Source organism: Halorussus salinisoli (assembly GCA_005239435.1).
GTDB lineage: Archaea > Halobacteriota > Halobacteria > Halobacteriales > Haladaptataceae > Halorussus > Halorussus salinisoli.
The window spans coordinates 457,931-475,232 of record SZNP01000001.1; the positions used below are offsets into that span (position 1 = coordinate 457,931).

Below are 17,302 nucleotides of genomic sequence, written 5' to 3' on the forward strand. Positions count from 1 at the left end.
CCTCGTCCACCGACTTCCATCGAACATGAGCACGATTCGGGTCGCGTGGGGCACGGGGACGGGTCCCACCGAGATGTCCTCGTACGACGCCGCCCTCGCGGACGCCAACCTCCACAACTACAACCTCGTCGCGGTCTCGTCGGTCATCCCCGCCGACGCCGAGGTCGAGGCAGTAGGCACGGCCCCGGACCTCGGTCCCGCGGGCGAGCGCCTGACCGTCGTGGAGGCGTCTGCGACCCGCGCCGGACCCGGCCACGTCTCGGCCGCGCTCGGCTGGACGACGACTGAGGAGGGACCGGGCCTGTTCTACGAGGCCGCGGGCGAGACCGACCCCGAGGACGTGGCCGAGCGAGTCCGGTCCGGACTCGCGGCCGGGCGCGACCTGCGCGAGTGGACGTTCACCGACGAGCGCATCCATACCGCCAGCACCGACCCCGACGCCGGAATCTACGCCTCGGCGGTCGTGGTCGCGGTCTACGGCGAGAGCGAACCGATTTGCTGACGCCGATAGGAGTGCGCTCGATTACCGTGACATTCTTTCCCGAAGCCGAGAACTTTTATAACGTCCGGCACTTATCCATTGGCGTTAGATAAATGAACGGAAATACCCCCTACGCGGGCGTCCCCGGCAAGACGCAGGCAGGTCAGCGCGCGAACGCCGACGTTCCGGACCTCTCCCCCGAGCAGAAGCAGTCGCTTCGCGAGAGCATCACCGACATCGCGTCCCGGACCCGCGAGTTCCTCCCAGACGAGTACGTCGTCGGGTCGAAGGTCGCCGACGACGGCAACGGACCGCAGGCGCAGGTGTCCGTCCAACCGCCCGTCGGCCACCCGGTCAGTGCAGGATTCAGCCCCAGCATCGACGACTTCGACGGCAACGACCTCGACACTCACGAGGAAGGCGAAGTCGCTCGCGGCCTCGCGGCCAGCGCCGCCATGCAGGTCAAGCAGATGATGGGCGACAATATCACGCCGACCGCTCGGTAGCGACTCCGCCGCCGACCCGCCTACGTCGCCGACTCGCCGAATCTCCCCCGCGGACCGCGCCGCGTCGGTGGGTCACGGAAGAGGAGATGGCCGAGTGCGATCGCGGATAGCGTCGCACCTGCCGACACGCTAATCTGCGGCGAGACGCCGAACAGTTTTCCGACGAGCAGACCGAGTAGCAACGGAAGCGGCAGGACCGCGAGAGCGAGGTCGTAGTAGGTTACGTTCGGCACTCCGGCGTTACCACTGGGTAGTTGGATTTGCCCGAGCATGAAATCACCTTCCAATACGCCCATACGGTCGCGTCCGACTAAAAATTATTGTTCGGTGGTAGCCGATTCGGTGGGGGGCGGACCTGACGCTCGAGTGCCGAAAGACCGACTCGAACTGCTCAGTTCTCGATGACCGTGCCGCCAGCGCCGACCGCGACGTTCGGACTGCCGCGGACGACCGCCTTGAGGTTCTGGCCGGTGGGGGTAGCGTCCTGCTCCCACTCGCCAGCGGTCAGGTCGTAGACCTTGCCGCCGCCACCGACGGTGAAGCCGTCTCGGTCGTCGTCGGTGACCTCGACGTCGAGGAGACCCGCGTCGCCGAGGCTCTCGGGCGTCCAGTTCGCGCCGTCCCAGTGGAAGACCATGCCACCGCCGCCCGAGACCCACACGTCGTCGCAGGCGTCGCTGTCCACGCCGTAGAAGTTGACGTTGGCGTCGGCGATGCCGATGTTCTCGTAGGAGACGCCGTCGGTCGTCTCGAACACCTTCTGGTTGGTGTCCACGACGTGGCCCGACTTCGCGTCGTGGAAGTCGATGGCCGAGAGCCCGGCCCCGCTACCCGGAGTCACGTAGTCCCACGTCTGGGACGCGCCGTTCTCGAAGCTGTAGAAGATCTTGCCTGAGTCGCCCGCGACGTAGACGTTGGCCTCGTCGGCGGTACCCGTCACGGATACGTCGTTGAAGTTGTTGGTGCTTCCGGTGGGCTTCGAATGGTCGTAGAGTGTGCCCGTCTCGACGTCGTACTCACCGACAGAGCCGGACGCACCGACGAACCAGAGCCGCTTACCGTCGTCGGTCACGTCCGCCCCGTACAGCGAGTTACCGTTACCGCTGACGCCGCCGTCGAAGACCTTCTTCCAGCCTTCGCTCGTTCGCTCGATGGCGACGCCACCAGCGCCGGCGGCGTACGCGCCGTCGTTTGCGTACTCCACGTCGTAGAGGGTGTTTCCGGTGGGGGTCTCGGCGACCGTCCACCCTTCGGCGGCGGTCGCAGTCGCGGGGAGGGCGGCGGTTGCGACCGTCGCGGCCGATGCCTTCAGGAACCGTCGTCGCGTCGTATTGGGTTCGGTCATGACTCCAGTCGGTGGTGAGCGACGGTTGCCTCTTCAAAGCTGGAAGCCGTTTTCGGCCTTCGGACCGTTTAAAACCGCGTAAGAAACTCTGACACGCGGTAAATTTCCTTCTCACGGTATTGCTTCAATTCCACGTAGAAGGGAACTAAAGCGGAGGGATAAACAATGATGAATAAAGGACGATATTTATAAACTACTGCCGCAGATAGCGGTTCCCGCGTAGCTCACTTGCCCCAGAAGGGGTCGCGCTTGCGCTGTTTGTCGAGGTACATCTGGAGCGCCTCCAGTTCGTCCACCGGGATGTCGTCGGTGAGTTCCTGTTCGAGGATCTTGGCGTGCTTCTCGGGAATCTCTATCCAGAGTTCGTCGCCTTCCTCGATTTGGCGGCCGACCGTCGGGCCGTCGATGGCGACGCTCACGCGGTTCCCGCTCCGGGCCTCGTCCACGTCGTCGCCCTGCTCTTGAATCCCTTTGAGTTGGCCGACCCGCGTGGGGTCGTTGCCCTCGAACTTCACGACGTTGCTGTTCTTCTTGATGGTGCCCGAGAGGACCTCCACGCCCACCACCGCGGGGTCGTTCTGGCGGAAGGTGTGGTCCTGCAGGATTTGGAACCGGGCGGGTCGGGTGATGTTGTCGAGGACCGTCTCCTGCTGTGCGCGTTCGAGTTCCTCGACGTACTCCTCGTATTCTTCGATGAGCCGGTAGATGACGCCGCTCTCGAACAGTTTCACCTCACTGTCCTCGGCCTGTCGCTCGGCGTCGGCCAGCACGTCCACGTTGAACGCGAGGATGGTCTTGTGCTTGTCCTCGTTCGCGGTGGACGCCACGCTGATGTCGCGGGGAGCCACGTCGCCGACTTCGGCGCGCATGATTGGAATCTCGGCCTCGCCCATCGCGTTGGCGATGGCTTCCAGACTCCCGAGGGTGTCGGCTTTCACGACGACCCCCTGCTCCTGGGTCTGGACCTCGATTTCGGAGAGTTCGGCCCGGACCTCGGTGATGACTTCCTCGATGTCGCGGTCCCGGACCACCCGGACGGGCGCGCCCGCCATCGCTCTGTCGAGGTCTGGCGCGGCGATTTTGACCCCGGAGGCGGCCGCAATCTCCTCGACCTTCTCGAATCGGTCTTCGGTTCGAATCTCCGCGAGCGGTCGGGGTTTCAGGATAGCCCGCACGTCGGTCACGATGGGTTCGTCGAGGCCACCGACGACGATTGTCTCGTCCTCGCGGATAGTGCCGTCGTACAGCACCACGTCGAGAGTCGTCCCGAAGCCCTTCTCCTCTTTGACTTCGAGGACGGTGCCCGCACCCGGTCCCGTCACGTCGATGGCCATGTCCTCTTTCATGTACCGCTGGGCCAGTCCCATCAGGACGGTGAGCAGGTCGGGAACCCCTTCGCCGGTCTCGGCGCTGACGGGCACCACGCCGATGTTGCCGCGGAAGTCCTGGACGCGCCAGTACATGTCGGCCGAGAACCCCTCGTCGCTCAACTCGCCGATAATCTCGTAGAGTTGCTCGTCGAGCGCCGACTGGACGCGGTCGCTCTGGGCCTCCTTGGTCTGCTGGACCGGCGCGTCCTCGTTGGGCTTCCACCCCGGCACGGTGTCTATCTTGTTCGCGGCGACGACGAACGGGGTCTGGGACTGCTTGAGAATGTTGATGGCTTCGAGCGTCTGCGGCTGGAAGCCGTCGTTCACGTCCACGACGAGGATGGCGATGTCGGCCAGCGCGCCGCCGCGCGAGCGCAGCGTCGTGAACGAGTGGTGGCCCGGCGTGTCGATGAACAGCAGGCCCGGAAGGTCGAAGTCGCTCGGGTCGATGAGGCTCCCGGCGACTTTCGACACCACGTCGAGCGGAATCGCGGTCGCCCCGATGTGCTGGGTAATCGCGCCCGCTTCGCCCTCGATGACGGTCGAACCGCGGATTTTGTCTAAGAGACTGGTCTTGCCGTGGTCTACGTGTCCCAGTACTGCTACGATAGGGGTTCGCAGACCTTGTTCGTTGTCGCGTGCATCAGTGTCAGGCATAGGCTACCACCGGGGAAAGAAGGTTTCTTACTCAAGAGGTACTGCGCGTGGCATTTAACTCCATCGCCATGTTCTTGCGTCGATTTCGGGCGAAATTTTATGCCAGGCAAACGTATACCCGAACGCATGTCGGAGCGGTCGCCGTCGCGCTCTGGTTCGTCGCGTACGTCGGCGTCGTCTCGGTCACGGACTAGACAGATCTCGTCGCGTTAGCCGCACTCGCCACACCCAGCGGCGGTCTTCCTCGTCCTCGCCGGGGTTATCGTCGAGTCCGAGGTTCTGTTCGGTCTCAACCTCGCGGCGACCCTGTTGTTCGCGCCGCCGTGGTTCTTCCTCGTCCTCGTCGGTCTGGCGTACGTCGGGTGGCTGAACCGCCGCTAGCGCGGGGGAGACGGGCGTCTGAGGTCATCTCGTCCCGGCCGAGAGAAACGATATCATTTCCTTTGGACTGTTATACATTTCTTATACGTGGGTGTAGATATTCGTGCCGTCGGACGCCGACGGATACGAGACCGTCCGCGGTCCACCGACCGGCGTCCACTCACCGCGCTCCCCCTATCCTTTATGTAGGAGCGTTCAGTAACCCCCGGTATGTCGGAAATCCTCGCCGAAAACCTCTCGGGGAAGGCCGTCATGGGGTCAGACGGGACAGAACTCGGTATGTTATACAACATCACCATGGACCTCAAGACGGGTGAACTCGCCGACTTGCTCGTCGAACCGGACGAACAGTTGAACAGCGACACGGTGGAATTCGGCTCTGACGAACAGGGTCGGTTTCAGGTCCCCGTGCAACGAGTGCAGGCGGTAAAAGACTACATCGTCGTCCAGCGGTAAATGTACGTTCTAGACTCTTCAGCCTTCATCAACGAGTATCACACCAACGCGGATACGGCGACCATTCCGATGGTCCGCGAGGAATTAGAGGACGAGAGTGCCTACCGTTTCGACGCGATGGAAGGCTCCGGGATGCACATCCACATCCCGCAGGACGGTGCGGTCGAACGAGTTCGACGGGCCGCCGGGGAGACCGGCGACCTCGAGGAACTCTCGACGACCGACATCCGCCTCATCGCGGGCGCCTTCGAACTCGACGCGACGCTCGTCACCGACGACTACGCCATGCAGAACGTCGCCGAACACATGGATGTGAGCGTCGATATCATCGCTCAGGAAGGCATCTCCGAACAGCGCGACTGGCGGTTCCAGTGTCAGGGGTGTGGCCGGGAATTCGACGAGAACAAAGACCGATGCCCCATCTGTGGGAGCGAACTCACGCGCAAGAATCCCTCGAACGCCTGATTACCTCGAACACCTGATTTCACCGACTGCTCGACTCGCGCAGTCGCTCGGCGGACGACGTCGCCCGACGCGGGCCTACTCGTCGGACTGTATCTCTTCGAGACCGACCGCGACGAGTTGGTGGAGGACCTCTTGGGTCGTCAGGTCGTACTCGCGGGCCAGCGTCTCGATGCGCTTGGCGAGGTCCCGCTCGCACGTGAACGAATAGCGACGCTCCATGCAATTTTCGAAAGAAATTGAAGCTGTTAAATCTACGTCAGACGGAAAGCGGACGAGAGACTGACGCACAGCACACGCCCACCGACCCGCTCACGCTCGGCGACTCGAATCGCGCTGGTTCGTCTCCCTACACGCCGCCCGACATCTGGACGTACATCGCTGCGAAGATGATGGCGTCGAACGTGCCGTGAATCACCGCGGAGACCGTGACGTTGTCGGTTTTGAGATACGACGCGCCGAGGACGAGCGAGAGGAAGAAGATGACCACGAGCGTACTCAGTAGCCCGCCCAGGTCGGCCCCGCCCGCGTAGGCCGGGATGTGCGCCAGCGCGAACACGACGCTCCCGACCAGCACCGCTCCCCACTCGCCGAAGGTTCCGTACAGCGACTTCTGGATGATGTTCCGGTAGAGCAACTCCTCGCCGGGACCGATGATGAGCCACGAGGCCGGAATCAACAGCAACAGAACGTCGGCGTTGCCGCCGGATGCGGTCTGCTGGACGCTGTGTTCCGCGGTGCTTATGCCGAGTTGCGAGAAGACGACCGCGACGACCGCCTGTAACCCGAACAGCGCGACGACGCCGGCGACGATGTAGCCGACGTCGCGCGCGTCCGGCAGGCGGAAGTCGAGGTACGCCAGCGTCTTGTCGCTCATCTGGAAGTAGACGAGCGCGACGGTTCCAGTACCGAATCCGAGTGCGATCGCGCCGACGACGAGTTGCGACGCGGTGCCGGGTTCGCCGGGGAGGAACTCCGTGAGGAGACCGAGTAACACGCTCCCCCACGCCGCGATGGCGAACAGGCCCGCGAAACCGACCGTGAGGCTCCACGCTATCTCTTTGGCGGCCTGTCCGAGCGACTCCGGCAGACCCCTTCCGTCGCCGTACGCCGCGATGACGCCGCCGACACCGCCGACGAACGCGAGCGCCACGCCCCACGGCGAGTGGGTCGGTGTCTCGACGACGAGTCTGCTCCCGCCGGCGAGCGTGCCTGCGGTCGCGACGCCCACGTAGCCGACGACGCCGAAACTCGCCACGCCAGCGACGATCGACCCTGAACCGCGAGCGAGCAAATCGTGCCGTCGGAGGGCGAACGCGCCCACCGCCGCGGTGCCCAGAACCGCGAGGACGACGTTTTCGACCGGTCCGACTCCGACGGTCCCCCACGGGAACGCGGCCGCCGCGAGGGCGAACCCGGCCAACACGACGCCAACGCTCGCAGCAGAACGGTCTTCCATGCCTCGAACGAGGGGCGGCCGGGCTAAAGTCCCTGTGTTTGTGCGCGTAAAGGTCGGGGCCCGTCAGTCGGCCGACCGGTGTCAGTCCCGCCGAGCGAGCGCAAACCCGGCGACAAGTGCGAGACGGTCGGTTCCGGCGCTACTCCACCGTCAGCGTCGTCTTCTCGGCGACGGCGTCGGCCTCCTCGAAGTCGCCACCGCCGAGCAGACCGCGGGCCGCCTTCTTACCCCACTCGACCGCCGGTTGCGTGAACGTCTCCACGTCCGCGAGTTCGCCGTAGAGGACGCAGGCGGCCTCCATGCCGTAGAGGAGTTCGCCGAGGCTCCGCTCGTCCACGCGGTCGATTTCGACCCGGACGTTGGGCTGGCCCGCGGCGGCCAGACTGGCCTCGGTGGCCTCGAACTCGGCGTCCAGCAGTTCGCCGAGCGACGACCCGCCTAGGTAGGAGAGGCCGTCGAGGTCGGTCTCGGGAATCCGGCGGTCCGCTCGCTCCTCGGGGCGGACGAGCGTGACCATCTTGTCGCGCGGCCCGGCGCGGTAGAGTTGGAGTTGGGAGTGCTGGTCGGTCGCGCCGAGCGCGCGGGCGGGGGTCTGGCCCCGGCCGTCCTTCCCGAGGCTCTCGGCCCACAACTGGGCGAACCACTCCGCGAAGGTCTCGAGCGACTCGGCGTAGGGCATCATCGCGTTGACCGCCGCGCCGCGCTCTTCGAGGGCGTAGGAGACCGCGCCGTAGGCGTAGCCCGGCGAGTCGTACAGCGACCCCGCGAGGCGGTCGGCCTCGTCGCTCGCGCCCGCCAGAATCGCGTCGAGGTCGTGGCCCTGTATCGCGGCGCAGGCGAGCCCGACCGTCGAGAGGACCGAGAACCGGCCCGGAACGCCGTCTGGCACGGCGAGCGCGGGCAGATCCTCCTTCTCCGCGAGTCGCCGGAGGTTGCCTTGCTGGCCGGTCGTGACGAAGGTCCGGTCGGTCCAATCGACCCCGGCGTCTTCCATCGCCTCGCGCACGACGAGGAAGTTGGCAAGGGTCTCGGCGGTGGTTCCGGAACGCGAGACGACGTTGACTGCCGTCTCGGCGAGCGGCAGAGAGTCGAGCAGGTGCGTGACGTGTTCGGGGTCCACGTTGTCGAGGAAGTAGGCGTCGGTCTCGGAGGGCAGGCCGTTCGCGAGCGTGGCCGCCCCGAGCGCGCTCCCGCCGATACCGACGGTCAGGACCGCCTCGGCGTCGGCGAACGGTTCGACCGCGCGCCGAATCTCGTCGGGATCCGCGGTCTCGGGCAGGTTCAGCGCGGCGTAGCCGTGTTCGGCGTTCGCGCGGCCCCGCCGGATTCGCTCGTGGGCGTCGGCGACTCGCTCGTCGAGTTCGTCGAGTTCGGTGCTGGTGAGTCCGGGGTCGGCGACTTCCGAGAGTGCGTTGCCGAGGTCTACTCGCATGTGTTCGTATCGGCGACGGCGCGTAACTAAATGGTTGCTTCTCGGGCCGTAGATTTCGGCCAGTCCGATGTCAGCGGAGCGACCGAATGCTTCTTTCAGAAATATTTCTGTTTGGGAAACGTGTGGATGTGTTAGAGTAATAGATAAATTGCCACGTTGGTTCGGCTCGTATCGTGAGATGACGGGAGGGAGTTCTCATCTCTACCGCCGAGTGAGTCCGCCCTTCGCCGGACCCCGCGTACCGCACTCCTTTTCACCTCGCCTTCCCAACCTCCGGACGAGATGGGTGACGCCCAGACCGGAACCGAACCAGAGAGCCCCCAGAGCGAGCAGTCCCGGAGCGTCCTGCTCGGCGCGTTCCGCCGGGCGTTCACCGAAACCGACTCCCGACTCCTCCAGTCGTACGTCGCCGTGAGCTTCCTTCTCGGGTCTCTGCTCGCGATTCTACTCCTGCTCGCGCTCCCGGTCTGGGTGTTCAACACGGCAGGCGGGTCGGAGTTCGCAACCTTCTCGCGGGCGTTCCTCGTCGTCGGTGGGGTCCTCTTGCTGGTCGCGCTGATCGCGCCCGTAGTCTCGGCCGGGCGGCAGCACGCCCGCGGAACTGCGACCGTCCGCGCGGACGTGTCGCTCGCGCTCGCGGGCTATCTGTTCATCCTGTCGCTGTACGTCTCGCTTCTGATCTCCGCGCCGCCGGACCAGCGCGAGGCCCCGCCCGCGCTGGTCGCGCCCGTAGTGGACTTTCTCTACTCGCTCCCGCCGGTCTACGCCGTCGCACCGCCGCTACTCGCGGCCGCGCTCGTCGGTGTCGTCCATCGGTTCGTGAGATAGCGGCGCCCACGTGGGTAAACGCAACCGGGAAAAGCACGGCCTCCGTAGGTTGAGGCATGAGCGACTCCGACCCCAGCGAGAAGACGAGTACCTTCCTCGTCACGCACGCCGAGGGCAGTTCGGCAGTCCTGAAGGACGTCCACGACGGACAGGTCCACACCCTCTCGTCGAACCCCGGCGTCGAGGAGACCGACGCCGTGGAGGCGACGGTCGCGCCCGACCCGCCGATGAACCTCACCTGGTCGGTCGTGGAAGTCGACGAGCGCCGGAGCCTCACGACCGAGCGGAGCGAGGAACCCCCGACCGTGCAGGAACGCGAACTCGCAGACGAACAGGACGTGGGCGAAGTCGCCCGCGAAGAACGCGCCGGAGAGGGCGAGATTCACGTCCTCACGGTGCCACCTGAGGACACCGAGGACGCGGTGGCCGACGTGCTGGACGACGAGGCGACCCTCTCGCGGGCGGCCCGACTCGGCATCTCGCGTGTCGAGGTCCGTGCCGAGGATGGCGTCGTCAGCGTGCGATACATGCCGTAGCGAGGCCGTTTCCTCACCCGTAGCAGCGCCTTTTCCCTACACCTCGTTCGGCCCACTTTCGCTCTGGACCTGCCAACCGCCTTCGATTCCGCAGGCCTCCCGGACCGAGAACTCGACTTCGGTGTCCGGGCCGAACGTCTCCCCGCCGTCGATTCGTTCGACACGGAGGGGTACGTCCAAGGTACTGCCACAGCAACCGACGCCGACGAACTCCTCCCACACGTCGCCCTGCCGGACTCGGTCGGTCTTGGTCTTCCGGAGGTACGCCTTGAACGGGCTTCCCTCGACCTGAAACCGGCCCCAGTCGCTCAGGTCTTCGGGGTAGGAGACCACCACGCGGTCGGCGGGCGTGAGGTCTTCGTGTCGCTCACTCAGGTCCTCGTCGCTTCCGGTCGCCGTCTCGTCGGTATCTGTCCCCATATCTTCAACTACGCGCGCGAAGGGTTTGAGCCTTCTTCCCGTGGCTGTCACTCCGCTAGAATACGACTGTATAAGAACACTTATTCACGGCCGCACCCCACACCACCGCATATGGTAGCCTTCGAAGTGCCGGAGGTGGACTACACCCAGTACACCAACCGGCAGTTGGCGGCGATACCCCTCGCGGTTCTCGCCGTCGCACTGTTGGTCATCGTCGGGTGGTACGTCTTCACCGGCGCACCAGTACGACTCGGTATGGAGTTTACTGGCGGAACGGAGCTACGCGTTCAGACTTCGACACCGCCCTCCGAAATCTCTACGGCATTCGACTCGGAAGCGTCGGTCACACCAGTTCAAACGGCCGACAACACCTACATCGTGACGTTCCCGCCCGAAGCCGAAAACATCGGTCAACAGGCGAGAAACAACTTACAGCCAGTCGATGGCCAGTCGGAGTCCGACATGGTGAAGTCCGTGCAGGGCACCTCCGCGAGTTTCGGTGAATCGACCCAGCGACTCGCGCTGATGGGTATCGGACTCGCATTCGTCGGCATGAGCGTCCTCGTATTTCTGATGTTCCGGACGTTCGTCCCCTCCATTGCGGTGGTCATCTCGGCGTTCAGCGACATCGTGATTCCCGTCGCCCTGATGAACCTGCTCGGTATTCCGCTCTCGCTGGGGACGGTCGCTGCCCTGCTGATGCTCATCGGGTACTCGGTGGACTCCGACATCCTGCTGAACAACCACATCCTGCGCCGGTCGGGTGACTTCTACGAGTCGACCCACCGCGCGATGCGGACCGGCGTGACGATGACCGTCACGTCGCTGTCCGCGATGGCAGTGATGTCGGTGGTCGCCTACCTGTTCGGCATCGAACTGCTGGCGTCCATCGGAATCGTCCTCGTCCTCGGACTGGCGACCGACCTCATGAACACCTACATGCTCAATCTCAGCCTGCTTCGGTGGTACAAGTACGAGGGGGTGGCTCGATAGATGGACTTCCGCGACAACTGGCGAGTCATCCTGCTCGTCGTCTTCCTCGTGGTCAGCACGTTCGCGCTGTTCTCCCCCGGCGTCGGCGGTGACGGCGGCGGTGACGGCGCGGCGGTCGAGACGACCAGTGACGGTCCGACCAACCTCCAGTTCGGCCTCGAACTCTCGGGCGGGACTCGAATTCGCGCGCCCATCAACGGACTGACGGCCGAGGACGTGGACGTTCCGCGAGGCACTGGACCGGCGACCGTCGAGGGACGGGTCGCCGGTAATCTCTCCGGCGTGGACGCCTCCGACGTGACCGCGCGCCTCGCGTCCGCCCAGAACGAGACCACGACCGTCGAGGTGTTCGCCGACAACGTCACCGAAGACGAGTTCGAGCGCGCGCTCCAGCAGGCCGGCTACGACTACGAGACCGTCCGGTCGGGCGTCACCGAGCAGACCCGAAACACGGTCGTCCGCATCCTCCGCGACAAGATCTCGAAGGCCGGACTCTCCGGCGGCCGGGTCCAGCAGGTCGAAACCGCGGACGGCGAGAACTTCGTCGTCATCGAGATGCCCAACACCAACCGAACCGAAGTCGAGGACCTCGTGACCGAACGCGGGAAGGTCCAGGTCGTCGCCACGTTCCCGGCCCAGAACCAGAGCGGTAACGACACCAAGTACCGCCGGGAACCCCTGCTCTCGCAGGGCGACTTCAGTAGCATCGGGTCCGCGGAGGAGTCCCAGGGTATCGGTCCGAACGTCCCGGTGGTTCTGAACGACGAGGCGGCCCAGAACTTCTCGAACGCGATGCGGACGTTCGGCTTCGCCACGGAAGGCGTCGGCCAGTGTCGCTGGCGGACGAACCCCGAGGACCCCGGCTACTGCCTGTACACCGTCGTCGACGGTGAAGTCGTCTACGCGGCGAACATGGGCGAGCGACTCGCCCAGACCTTCCGCCAGGAGAAGTTCACGGAGAGCCCGAGTTTCGTCATGAGTACGACGAACATGTCCGAGGCCCGTGAACTCCAGATTCACCTGAACGCGGGTGCGCTTCCCGCCTCGCTCGACATGGAGCAGGGTACGTCTTACTTCCTCGCGCCGAGTCTGGCCGAGGAGTTCAAGCTCTACTCGCTCATCACGGGACTGGTCGCCGTGGCGGCGGTCAGTATCTCGGTCTTCCTCCGATACGGTGACCCGAGGGTCGCCGCCCCGATGCTGGTGACGGCGCTCTCCGAAGTCGTCATCCTGCTCGGGTTCGCCGCGGCCATCCAACTCCCGCTGGACCTCTCACACATCGCCGGGTTCATCGCGGTCATCGGGACCGGGGTGGACGACCTCATCATCATCGCCGACGAGGTGATGTCCGAAGGTGACGTGAACTCCTCACGGGTGTTCCAGAGTCGCTTCCGGAAGGCGTTCTGGGTCATCGGCGCGGCGGCCGCGACGACCATCATCGCCATGAGTCCGCTGGCGGTGCTCTCGCTCGGCGACCTGCAGGGCTTCGCCATCGTCACCATCCTCGGCGTCCTCATCGGCGTGCTGATTACGCGGCCCGCCTACGGTGACATCCTGCGGAGTCTGATGACCAGCAAGTAAGCGACCGACTCGTTCACTCCTCGATTTCTTCGACCGACGCTTCCCGTCTCGATACTCGCCGGGAAGGTTCCGCGGCGCGAACTCCCCGGAGAGCGATTGCCACTTCCGGAGCGACGCGACGACGAGGAGGACCGCGGCGGCGACTTCGAGAACACTCGGGACGGCGACGGCGAGCGGCGCTACCCCGACCGTGCTTCGAAGATGGTTTCCAGTTGTCAAACCCGTTCGGCCGGGGTTCGGGACTCGGCGTACCACGAAGGTAGTACCGGTCTCGACGGGCCGAACTACAGCATCTAGAACTCCCCGAGCCCCGACTGCTCGGCGTCTGCCAGCACGTCGTCGCAGGTGGACCAACTCCGGCGCGCGCAGTCGGGCAGACACCCCTGCTCGGCCACGAACGTCTCCAGAAACTCGCGGGTGTTCGGGTCGCTGGGATAGCCCGACCCGAGGTCACCGAGGTGGTGGCCGTACTCGTCGGCGTACCGCTCGGCGAGCGCGGCGACGTGGGCGTCGCGTTCGACCTTGGCGACGATGCTGGCCGCTCCGACGACCGCGTGGGTCTCGTCAGCGCCGTGTTCTGCAGTGAGATCGATCTCTTCCGAGATGCGGTCGGCGACCCGACGAGCGAAACGCTCCTCGCTAGTGTCCCCGGCGTCCACGACTCCTTCTGCATCGCTGTCCGCTGAGTCGACGACCGCCGAGAGCGCCTCGGCGTGGGCCGCCACGGTGAGCGTGTTCATGTCGGTCTCGCCGTCGATGCGTTCGACCGGAATCTCGGCCACGCCGACTGCGATTCCGTCGTGCTCGCGCAGTTCGGCCGCGATCTCCTCGCGGCGCTCGGGCGCGACGTTCTTCGAGTCGTCGATGCCCGGGGGGAGGTCCGTGGAGTCCGATACTCGGACCGCGGCGGCGAACATCGACCCCAGAACCGGTCCCTTCCCGGCCTCGTCTACTCCGAACACGCTCTCGAAATCCGCGTGTGAGTAATTGGCTCTTACGATGGCGTGGCTTGCGGCGATGCGGTTGGAGTGGGAACTCACTGCGACAGAAGTGAGAGAGCGTGACCGAGGGCCGGAGGTACGAAGAAGCGGCCAGCGCGGAACGAGGCACCAAAACAATTCCCTAACACGGTACATTATATGTTAGGCGAATATGTCTGTATCTGCGATCGAAGCGATTAGCCTCACTTATCAGAGGTGGTTCCGTGGTGGTCGGTATGACTCGGCGGCGAACGTACCCACCCGGAGAGTACGAATACTACCTGAAGCGAGAGACGAACGCTTCCCGAAACGTCGGTTTTCTCCCCCGAGTCGTCCGAGCGGATTACGAGTTTACCCGCGAACCGAAGACTGTCTACCCGCCCTCGGAACAGCGAGAGCGGTCTATCATCGAAAAGAAATACGGGCGAGACGTGGCGGACGAGATGCCGTGGGGGGCCGACGTGCCGACCGAGGAGAAGGTAGAGTGGATGGCCGAACACATACTGAGAGAGGAACACGTCTCGATGCGGTTCGCGGCCCCGGACGCGAATGCCACCACTCCACCGAGTCGCATTCCGGACGCTGTTATCGAGGCCGTCGGTCTCGACGCGAGTAGCAGTGATGGCGACGACTGGCAGACGGGCGCTCGCGCCTTCACCCAGAAGGGCGTGCCGGACCTGTTCGTCTGGCGAAACGTCTACGACTGGTTTTTCTTGGAGGTGAAATCTTGGACCGACGGTCTCAACGCGAATCAGAAGGACTGGTTCGGCGAGTACAACGAAACGCTCCCGGCATTCAGTATGGGTATCAAGTGGCCGGAAGTCGACTGACGAGTCCCTACCCACAGCCGAGACGCTGATACGCGCCGAACACCTACGATTCGCCGATGACGCTCTCGGTCGCCGTAGACGACAGGGAACCCGAGGGAGTGCGCCGGGCGGTCGAGGCCCACGACGACGTGGCCGCGGTCGAGGTGCGCAGACTCCCCGCCGCCGACATCGCTGTCGTCGGTCGGTCCGAGGACCTCGGCAGTCCGGTGGGTGCCGAGGACCTCGACGATTCCGAGGGCCGCGTCCTCGGCGGTGTCGGCATTGAGCGCAAGACGGTCTCGGACTACGTCAACTCCGCCATCGGCACGACGGGCACCGACCTCCGCGAGCAGGTCTCGAAGATGGGCGAGGTCTACGACCGGGCCTACGTCCTGCTGGAGGGCGACCTCTCGGACGTGGGCGCGCGCAGGCCCGGCCTGAGCAGCGCGGCGGTCCACGGCACGATGGCCTCGTTCGCGGCCCGCCACGAAACGCCCGTCATCCCCTGCTCGGACCGCCAGCGTCTGGTGGACGTGGCGATACGCCTGCTCCGCAAACACGGCGAGGAGCCGTCGGCCCGGCCACTGCCCGGCGGAACCGTGACGGGATACGACACGCCGACAACCAAGCGACTGTTCGGCTGTATCGAGGGCGTCGGCCCGCAGACCGCCGACGCGCTCTACGAGCGATTCCCCTCGGTCGATGCCCTGCTGTCGGCGACGCCGGAGGAGTTGCGCGAGGTCGAGGGCGTCGGGGAGAAACGGTCGGAGGAGATTTTCGAGACGCTCCGGGGTGGACGGGATTAGTCCGATTTTGATTACTAGTCTGATTTTGGTTTTGTGACGCGGTTGCAGATGTCGTGTTGTGGTCACGGAACGTCTGAAGAAGGCAAGAAGGTGACGAGAAGCTAGATAGCTACTCCTTGAGCAAAGGAGTCACCGCAACCGCACAGCACCGCGCCGCACCGCAACCGCGAAGGCCTCGTACCTCCCCAACCTCCTCACTCGCGCGGTTGGCGCGACCCAAACCACGGGTCGCGCCAGCGCGCACCGGGTCTGAGGGTGTCACCGAGCGGTCCACGCCCGAGTTACCCCTCGACTCACCTCGTATAGAAAACACTTTAGTTTCGATTCGAAATAGGTCAACCATCGTGGCTCGCTTCCCGAATCCGGTTCGGCTTCTCATCCTCACGGTCGGCCGGGCGCTCGCCCGGGCCGGTCTCGTCGACCCGGAGAGCGTCCGTCGGACCACGGACCTCGCGTGGCCCCGAATCGTCACCGGACTCGCGCGCATGTCGAAGAACGCGGTGGACGTGGCGATGGTCGGACTCGCGGTCGGACCGGTCGCAATCGCGGGCATCGGCTTCGCCAGTCCCTACTGGGGCATCGCCTTCTCGCTCGGCGGCGGCATCGCCGGCGGGACCATCGCACTGGTCTCCCAGCGCTTCGGCGCGGAGGCCTACGACGAACTCGAAGTGGCGGTCCGGGCCAGCGCGGCCGTCGTCCTCGCGATCTCGCTCCCCGTGGCGGCCGCCTTCTGGCTGTTCCCGGCCGAACTCGTCTCGGTCATGACCGACGACGCCCGCGCCATCGAACTCGGCGCGGAGTACCTCCGAATCCTCGCGGTCGGCGTCCCCTTCGCCGGTCTCAACCTCGTGGGAAGCCGCATCTACATCGGCGCGGACGACTCGTGGACGCCCATGCTCGTGCGAGGCGGCGGCGCGCTCTCGAACATCGTGTTCAGCGGCCTCCTCATCTTCGGTCTCGGCTTGGGCGTCACCGGGGCCGCGGTCGGCACCGTGCTGGCGAACGTCCTCGTCACCGCGGCGTTCGTCGGCGGACTCGTCGCCGGTCGGCTCCCGGGCGTCGGCGACCTCCCCGTGCAGGTGAACCCCTTCGGCACGTACCTCGACCGCGAGACCGTCGTGGACGTGGTCCGCATCGGTCTCCCGGTCGTCGGCCGGAACGGCGTCTGGACCGTCGCCAAGTTCCCCATGCTCGCCATCGTCGGCCTGTTCGGCCCGAGCGTCGTGGCCGCCTACGTCATCGCGCGGCGCATCTGGGGTCTGATGAACACGCCCGGTTGGGGTTTCGGACTGGCGTCGAGCAGCCTCGTCGGCCAAGAGCTCGGAGAGGGCGACGAGACGGAGGCCGAGGTGTACGCCCGCGACATCGTCGTCTTCTCGGTCGCCACCTACGTCGTCGCGGCGCTCCTCGTCGGCGCGTTCGCCGAGCCGATCGTCCGCCTGTTCGTCGGCGACTCCGGGGACGCCACGATTCCGGTCGCGGTGGCGCTGGTCTACGCGGCCTGCGTCGCGGTCGTCGGCCAGGGAGTCAAAGCCGGGACCGCCGGGCCGTTAGACGCCAGCGGCGACACCCGGTGGCCCTTCTACAGCCAAATCGTCGGGATGTTCGGGGCCGCCATCCCCATCGCGTATCTCGGAGCCACCACGTCGCTCGGACTGATGGGCCTGTACCTCTCATTCGTCGCCGAGACGACGATTCCGGCAGTCATCAACTACTACCGGTTCTCGACCGGCAAGTGGAAGGCCATCAGCAGGGAGTTCCGGCCGGGCACGCCCGCCGACGACTGAGGTCGGGACTCGC

General features: G+C 65.3%; 20 protein-coding genes. 12 read left to right on the forward strand and 8 right to left on the reverse strand.

Annotation, left to right across the window (positions count from 1 at the left end; all coding sequences use genetic code 11):
* The first annotated feature begins 25 nt into the window (after nucleotides 1–25).
* Nucleotides 26–502: a pyruvoyl-dependent arginine decarboxylase gene (locus E2484_RS06865; RefSeq protein ID WP_137284476.1), complete on the forward strand. Its 477-nt coding sequence runs from the start codon at nucleotides 26–28 to the stop codon at nucleotides 500–502.
* 92 nt (nucleotides 503–594) lie between these two features.
* Nucleotides 595–987, forward strand: a complete 393-nt coding sequence (locus E2484_RS06870; protein ID WP_137284477.1) for a DUF5811 family protein — start codon at nucleotides 595–597, stop codon at nucleotides 985–987.
* 20 nt (nucleotides 988–1,007) lie between these two features.
* Here E2484_RS06870 and E2484_RS06875 read toward each other — a convergent pair whose 3' ends face one another.
* The 3 genes from E2484_RS06875 to infB form a co-directional block, all read right to left on the reverse strand.
* Complete coding sequence (locus E2484_RS06875) at nucleotides 1,008–1,283, reverse strand: hypothetical protein (protein WP_137284478.1); 276 nt, start codon at nucleotides 1,281–1,283, stop codon at nucleotides 1,008–1,010.
* 95 nt (nucleotides 1,284–1,378) lie between these two features.
* Nucleotides 1,379–2,332 carry a WD40/YVTN/BNR-like repeat-containing protein gene (locus tag E2484_RS06880; RefSeq protein ID WP_137284479.1) on the reverse strand — a complete coding sequence of 318 codons (954 nt, stop codon included), beginning with the start codon at nucleotides 2,330–2,332 and terminating at the stop codon, nucleotides 1,379–1,381.
* Nucleotides 2,333–2,556: 224 nt separating this feature from the next.
* On the reverse strand, nucleotides 2,557–4,359 hold the full coding sequence (gene infB, locus E2484_RS06885; protein WP_137284480.1) for a translation initiation factor IF-2: 1,803 nt from the start codon (nucleotides 4,357–4,359) through the stop codon (nucleotides 2,557–2,559).
* 591 nt (nucleotides 4,360–4,950) lie between these two features.
* Between infB and E2484_RS06890 the strand changes: the two genes are divergently transcribed.
* Together E2484_RS06890 and E2484_RS06895 are read left to right on the forward strand one after the other, a co-directional pair.
* Nucleotides 4,951–5,196 carry a PRC-barrel domain-containing protein gene (locus E2484_RS06890; RefSeq protein ID WP_137284481.1) on the forward strand — a complete coding sequence of 82 codons (246 nt, stop codon included), beginning with the start codon at nucleotides 4,951–4,953 and terminating at the stop codon, nucleotides 5,194–5,196.
* Nucleotides 5,197–5,661, forward strand: a complete 465-nt coding sequence (locus E2484_RS06895) for an NOB1 family endonuclease (RefSeq protein WP_137284482.1) — start codon at nucleotides 5,197–5,199, stop codon at nucleotides 5,659–5,661.
* A gap of 75 nt (nucleotides 5,662–5,736) precedes the next feature.
* Here E2484_RS06895 and E2484_RS06900 read toward each other — a convergent pair whose 3' ends face one another.
* The 3 genes from E2484_RS06900 to E2484_RS06910 form a co-directional block, all read right to left on the reverse strand.
* Complete coding sequence (locus E2484_RS06900) at nucleotides 5,737–5,880, reverse strand: CopG family transcriptional regulator (protein ID WP_137284483.1); 144 nt, start codon at nucleotides 5,878–5,880, stop codon at nucleotides 5,737–5,739.
* A 127-nt stretch (nucleotides 5,881–6,007) separates the two neighbouring features.
* The gene (locus E2484_RS06905; protein ID WP_137284484.1) at nucleotides 6,008–7,117 is read right to left on the reverse strand and encodes a CPBP family intramembrane glutamic endopeptidase; all 1,110 of its coding nucleotides are present in this window, start codon (nucleotides 7,115–7,117) and stop codon (nucleotides 6,008–6,010) included.
* A gap of 139 nt (nucleotides 7,118–7,256) precedes the next feature.
* Nucleotides 7,257–8,549, reverse strand: a complete 1,293-nt coding sequence (locus tag E2484_RS06910; RefSeq protein WP_137284485.1) for a glucose-6-phosphate isomerase — start codon at nucleotides 8,547–8,549, stop codon at nucleotides 7,257–7,259.
* Between the two features lie 282 nt (nucleotides 8,550–8,831).
* On the opposite strand from E2484_RS06910, the gene E2484_RS06915 reads away from it, so the two are divergent.
* Both E2484_RS06915 and E2484_RS06920 read left to right on the forward strand, forming a co-directional pair.
* On the forward strand, nucleotides 8,832–9,377 hold the full coding sequence (locus tag E2484_RS06915; RefSeq protein ID WP_321112019.1) for a hypothetical protein: 546 nt from the start codon (nucleotides 8,832–8,834) through the stop codon (nucleotides 9,375–9,377).
* Nucleotides 9,378–9,433: 56 nt separating this feature from the next.
* A complete protein-coding gene (locus E2484_RS06920; RefSeq protein WP_137284486.1) occupies nucleotides 9,434–9,913 on the forward strand; it encodes a DUF5812 family protein in 480 nt (159 codons plus the stop codon).
* A gap of 36 nt (nucleotides 9,914–9,949) precedes the next feature.
* Here E2484_RS06920 and E2484_RS06925 read toward each other — a convergent pair whose 3' ends face one another.
* Nucleotides 9,950–10,333 (reverse strand): hypothetical protein, encoded by a 384-nt coding sequence (locus E2484_RS06925; RefSeq protein ID WP_321112020.1) that lies wholly within the window; start codon nucleotides 10,331–10,333, stop codon nucleotides 9,950–9,952.
* Nucleotides 10,334–10,444: 111 nt separating this feature from the next.
* Here E2484_RS06925 and secF point away from each other — a divergent pair, with 111 nt between their 5' ends.
* The 3 genes from secF (at nucleotide 10,445) to E2484_RS06940 (ending at nucleotide 13,204) form a co-directional block, all read left to right on the forward strand.
* Nucleotides 10,445–11,326, forward strand: a complete 882-nt coding sequence (secF, locus tag E2484_RS06930) for a protein translocase subunit SecF (protein WP_137284487.1) — start codon at nucleotides 10,445–10,447, stop codon at nucleotides 11,324–11,326.
* Nucleotides 11,327–12,907: a preprotein translocase subunit SecD gene (locus E2484_RS06935; protein WP_137284488.1), complete on the forward strand. Its 1,581-nt coding sequence runs from the start codon at nucleotides 11,327–11,329 to the stop codon at nucleotides 12,905–12,907.
* 96 nt (nucleotides 12,908–13,003) lie between these two features.
* A complete protein-coding gene (locus E2484_RS06940) occupies nucleotides 13,004–13,204 on the forward strand; it encodes a hypothetical protein (protein WP_137284489.1) in 201 nt (66 codons plus the stop codon).
* Here E2484_RS06940 and rnhB read toward each other — a convergent pair.
* Nucleotides 13,201–13,869, reverse strand: coding sequence for a ribonuclease HII (rnhB, locus tag E2484_RS06945; protein ID WP_321112022.1), 669 nt, complete (start codon nucleotides 13,867–13,869; stop codon nucleotides 13,201–13,203). The two genes, E2484_RS06940 and rnhB, sit on opposite strands and share 4 nt — an antisense overlap.
* A 254-nt stretch (nucleotides 13,870–14,123) precedes the next feature.
* On the opposite strand from rnhB, the gene E2484_RS06950 reads away from it, so the two are divergent.
* From E2484_RS06950 to E2484_RS06960, 3 genes are all read left to right on the forward strand, one after another.
* Complete coding sequence (locus E2484_RS06950; RefSeq protein ID WP_137284491.1) at nucleotides 14,124–14,717, forward strand: VRR-NUC domain-containing protein; 594 nt, start codon at nucleotides 14,124–14,126, stop codon at nucleotides 14,715–14,717.
* A gap of 56 nt (nucleotides 14,718–14,773) precedes the next feature.
* Nucleotides 14,774–15,502: an ERCC4 domain-containing protein gene (locus tag E2484_RS06955; protein WP_137284492.1), complete on the forward strand. Its 729-nt coding sequence runs from the start codon at nucleotides 14,774–14,776 to the stop codon at nucleotides 15,500–15,502.
* A gap of 344 nt (nucleotides 15,503–15,846) precedes the next feature.
* On the forward strand, nucleotides 15,847–17,289 hold the full coding sequence (locus E2484_RS06960) for an MATE family efflux transporter (RefSeq protein WP_137284493.1): 1,443 nt from the start codon (nucleotides 15,847–15,849) through the stop codon (nucleotides 17,287–17,289).
* The last annotated feature ends 13 nt before the right edge of the window (nucleotides 17,290–17,302 follow it).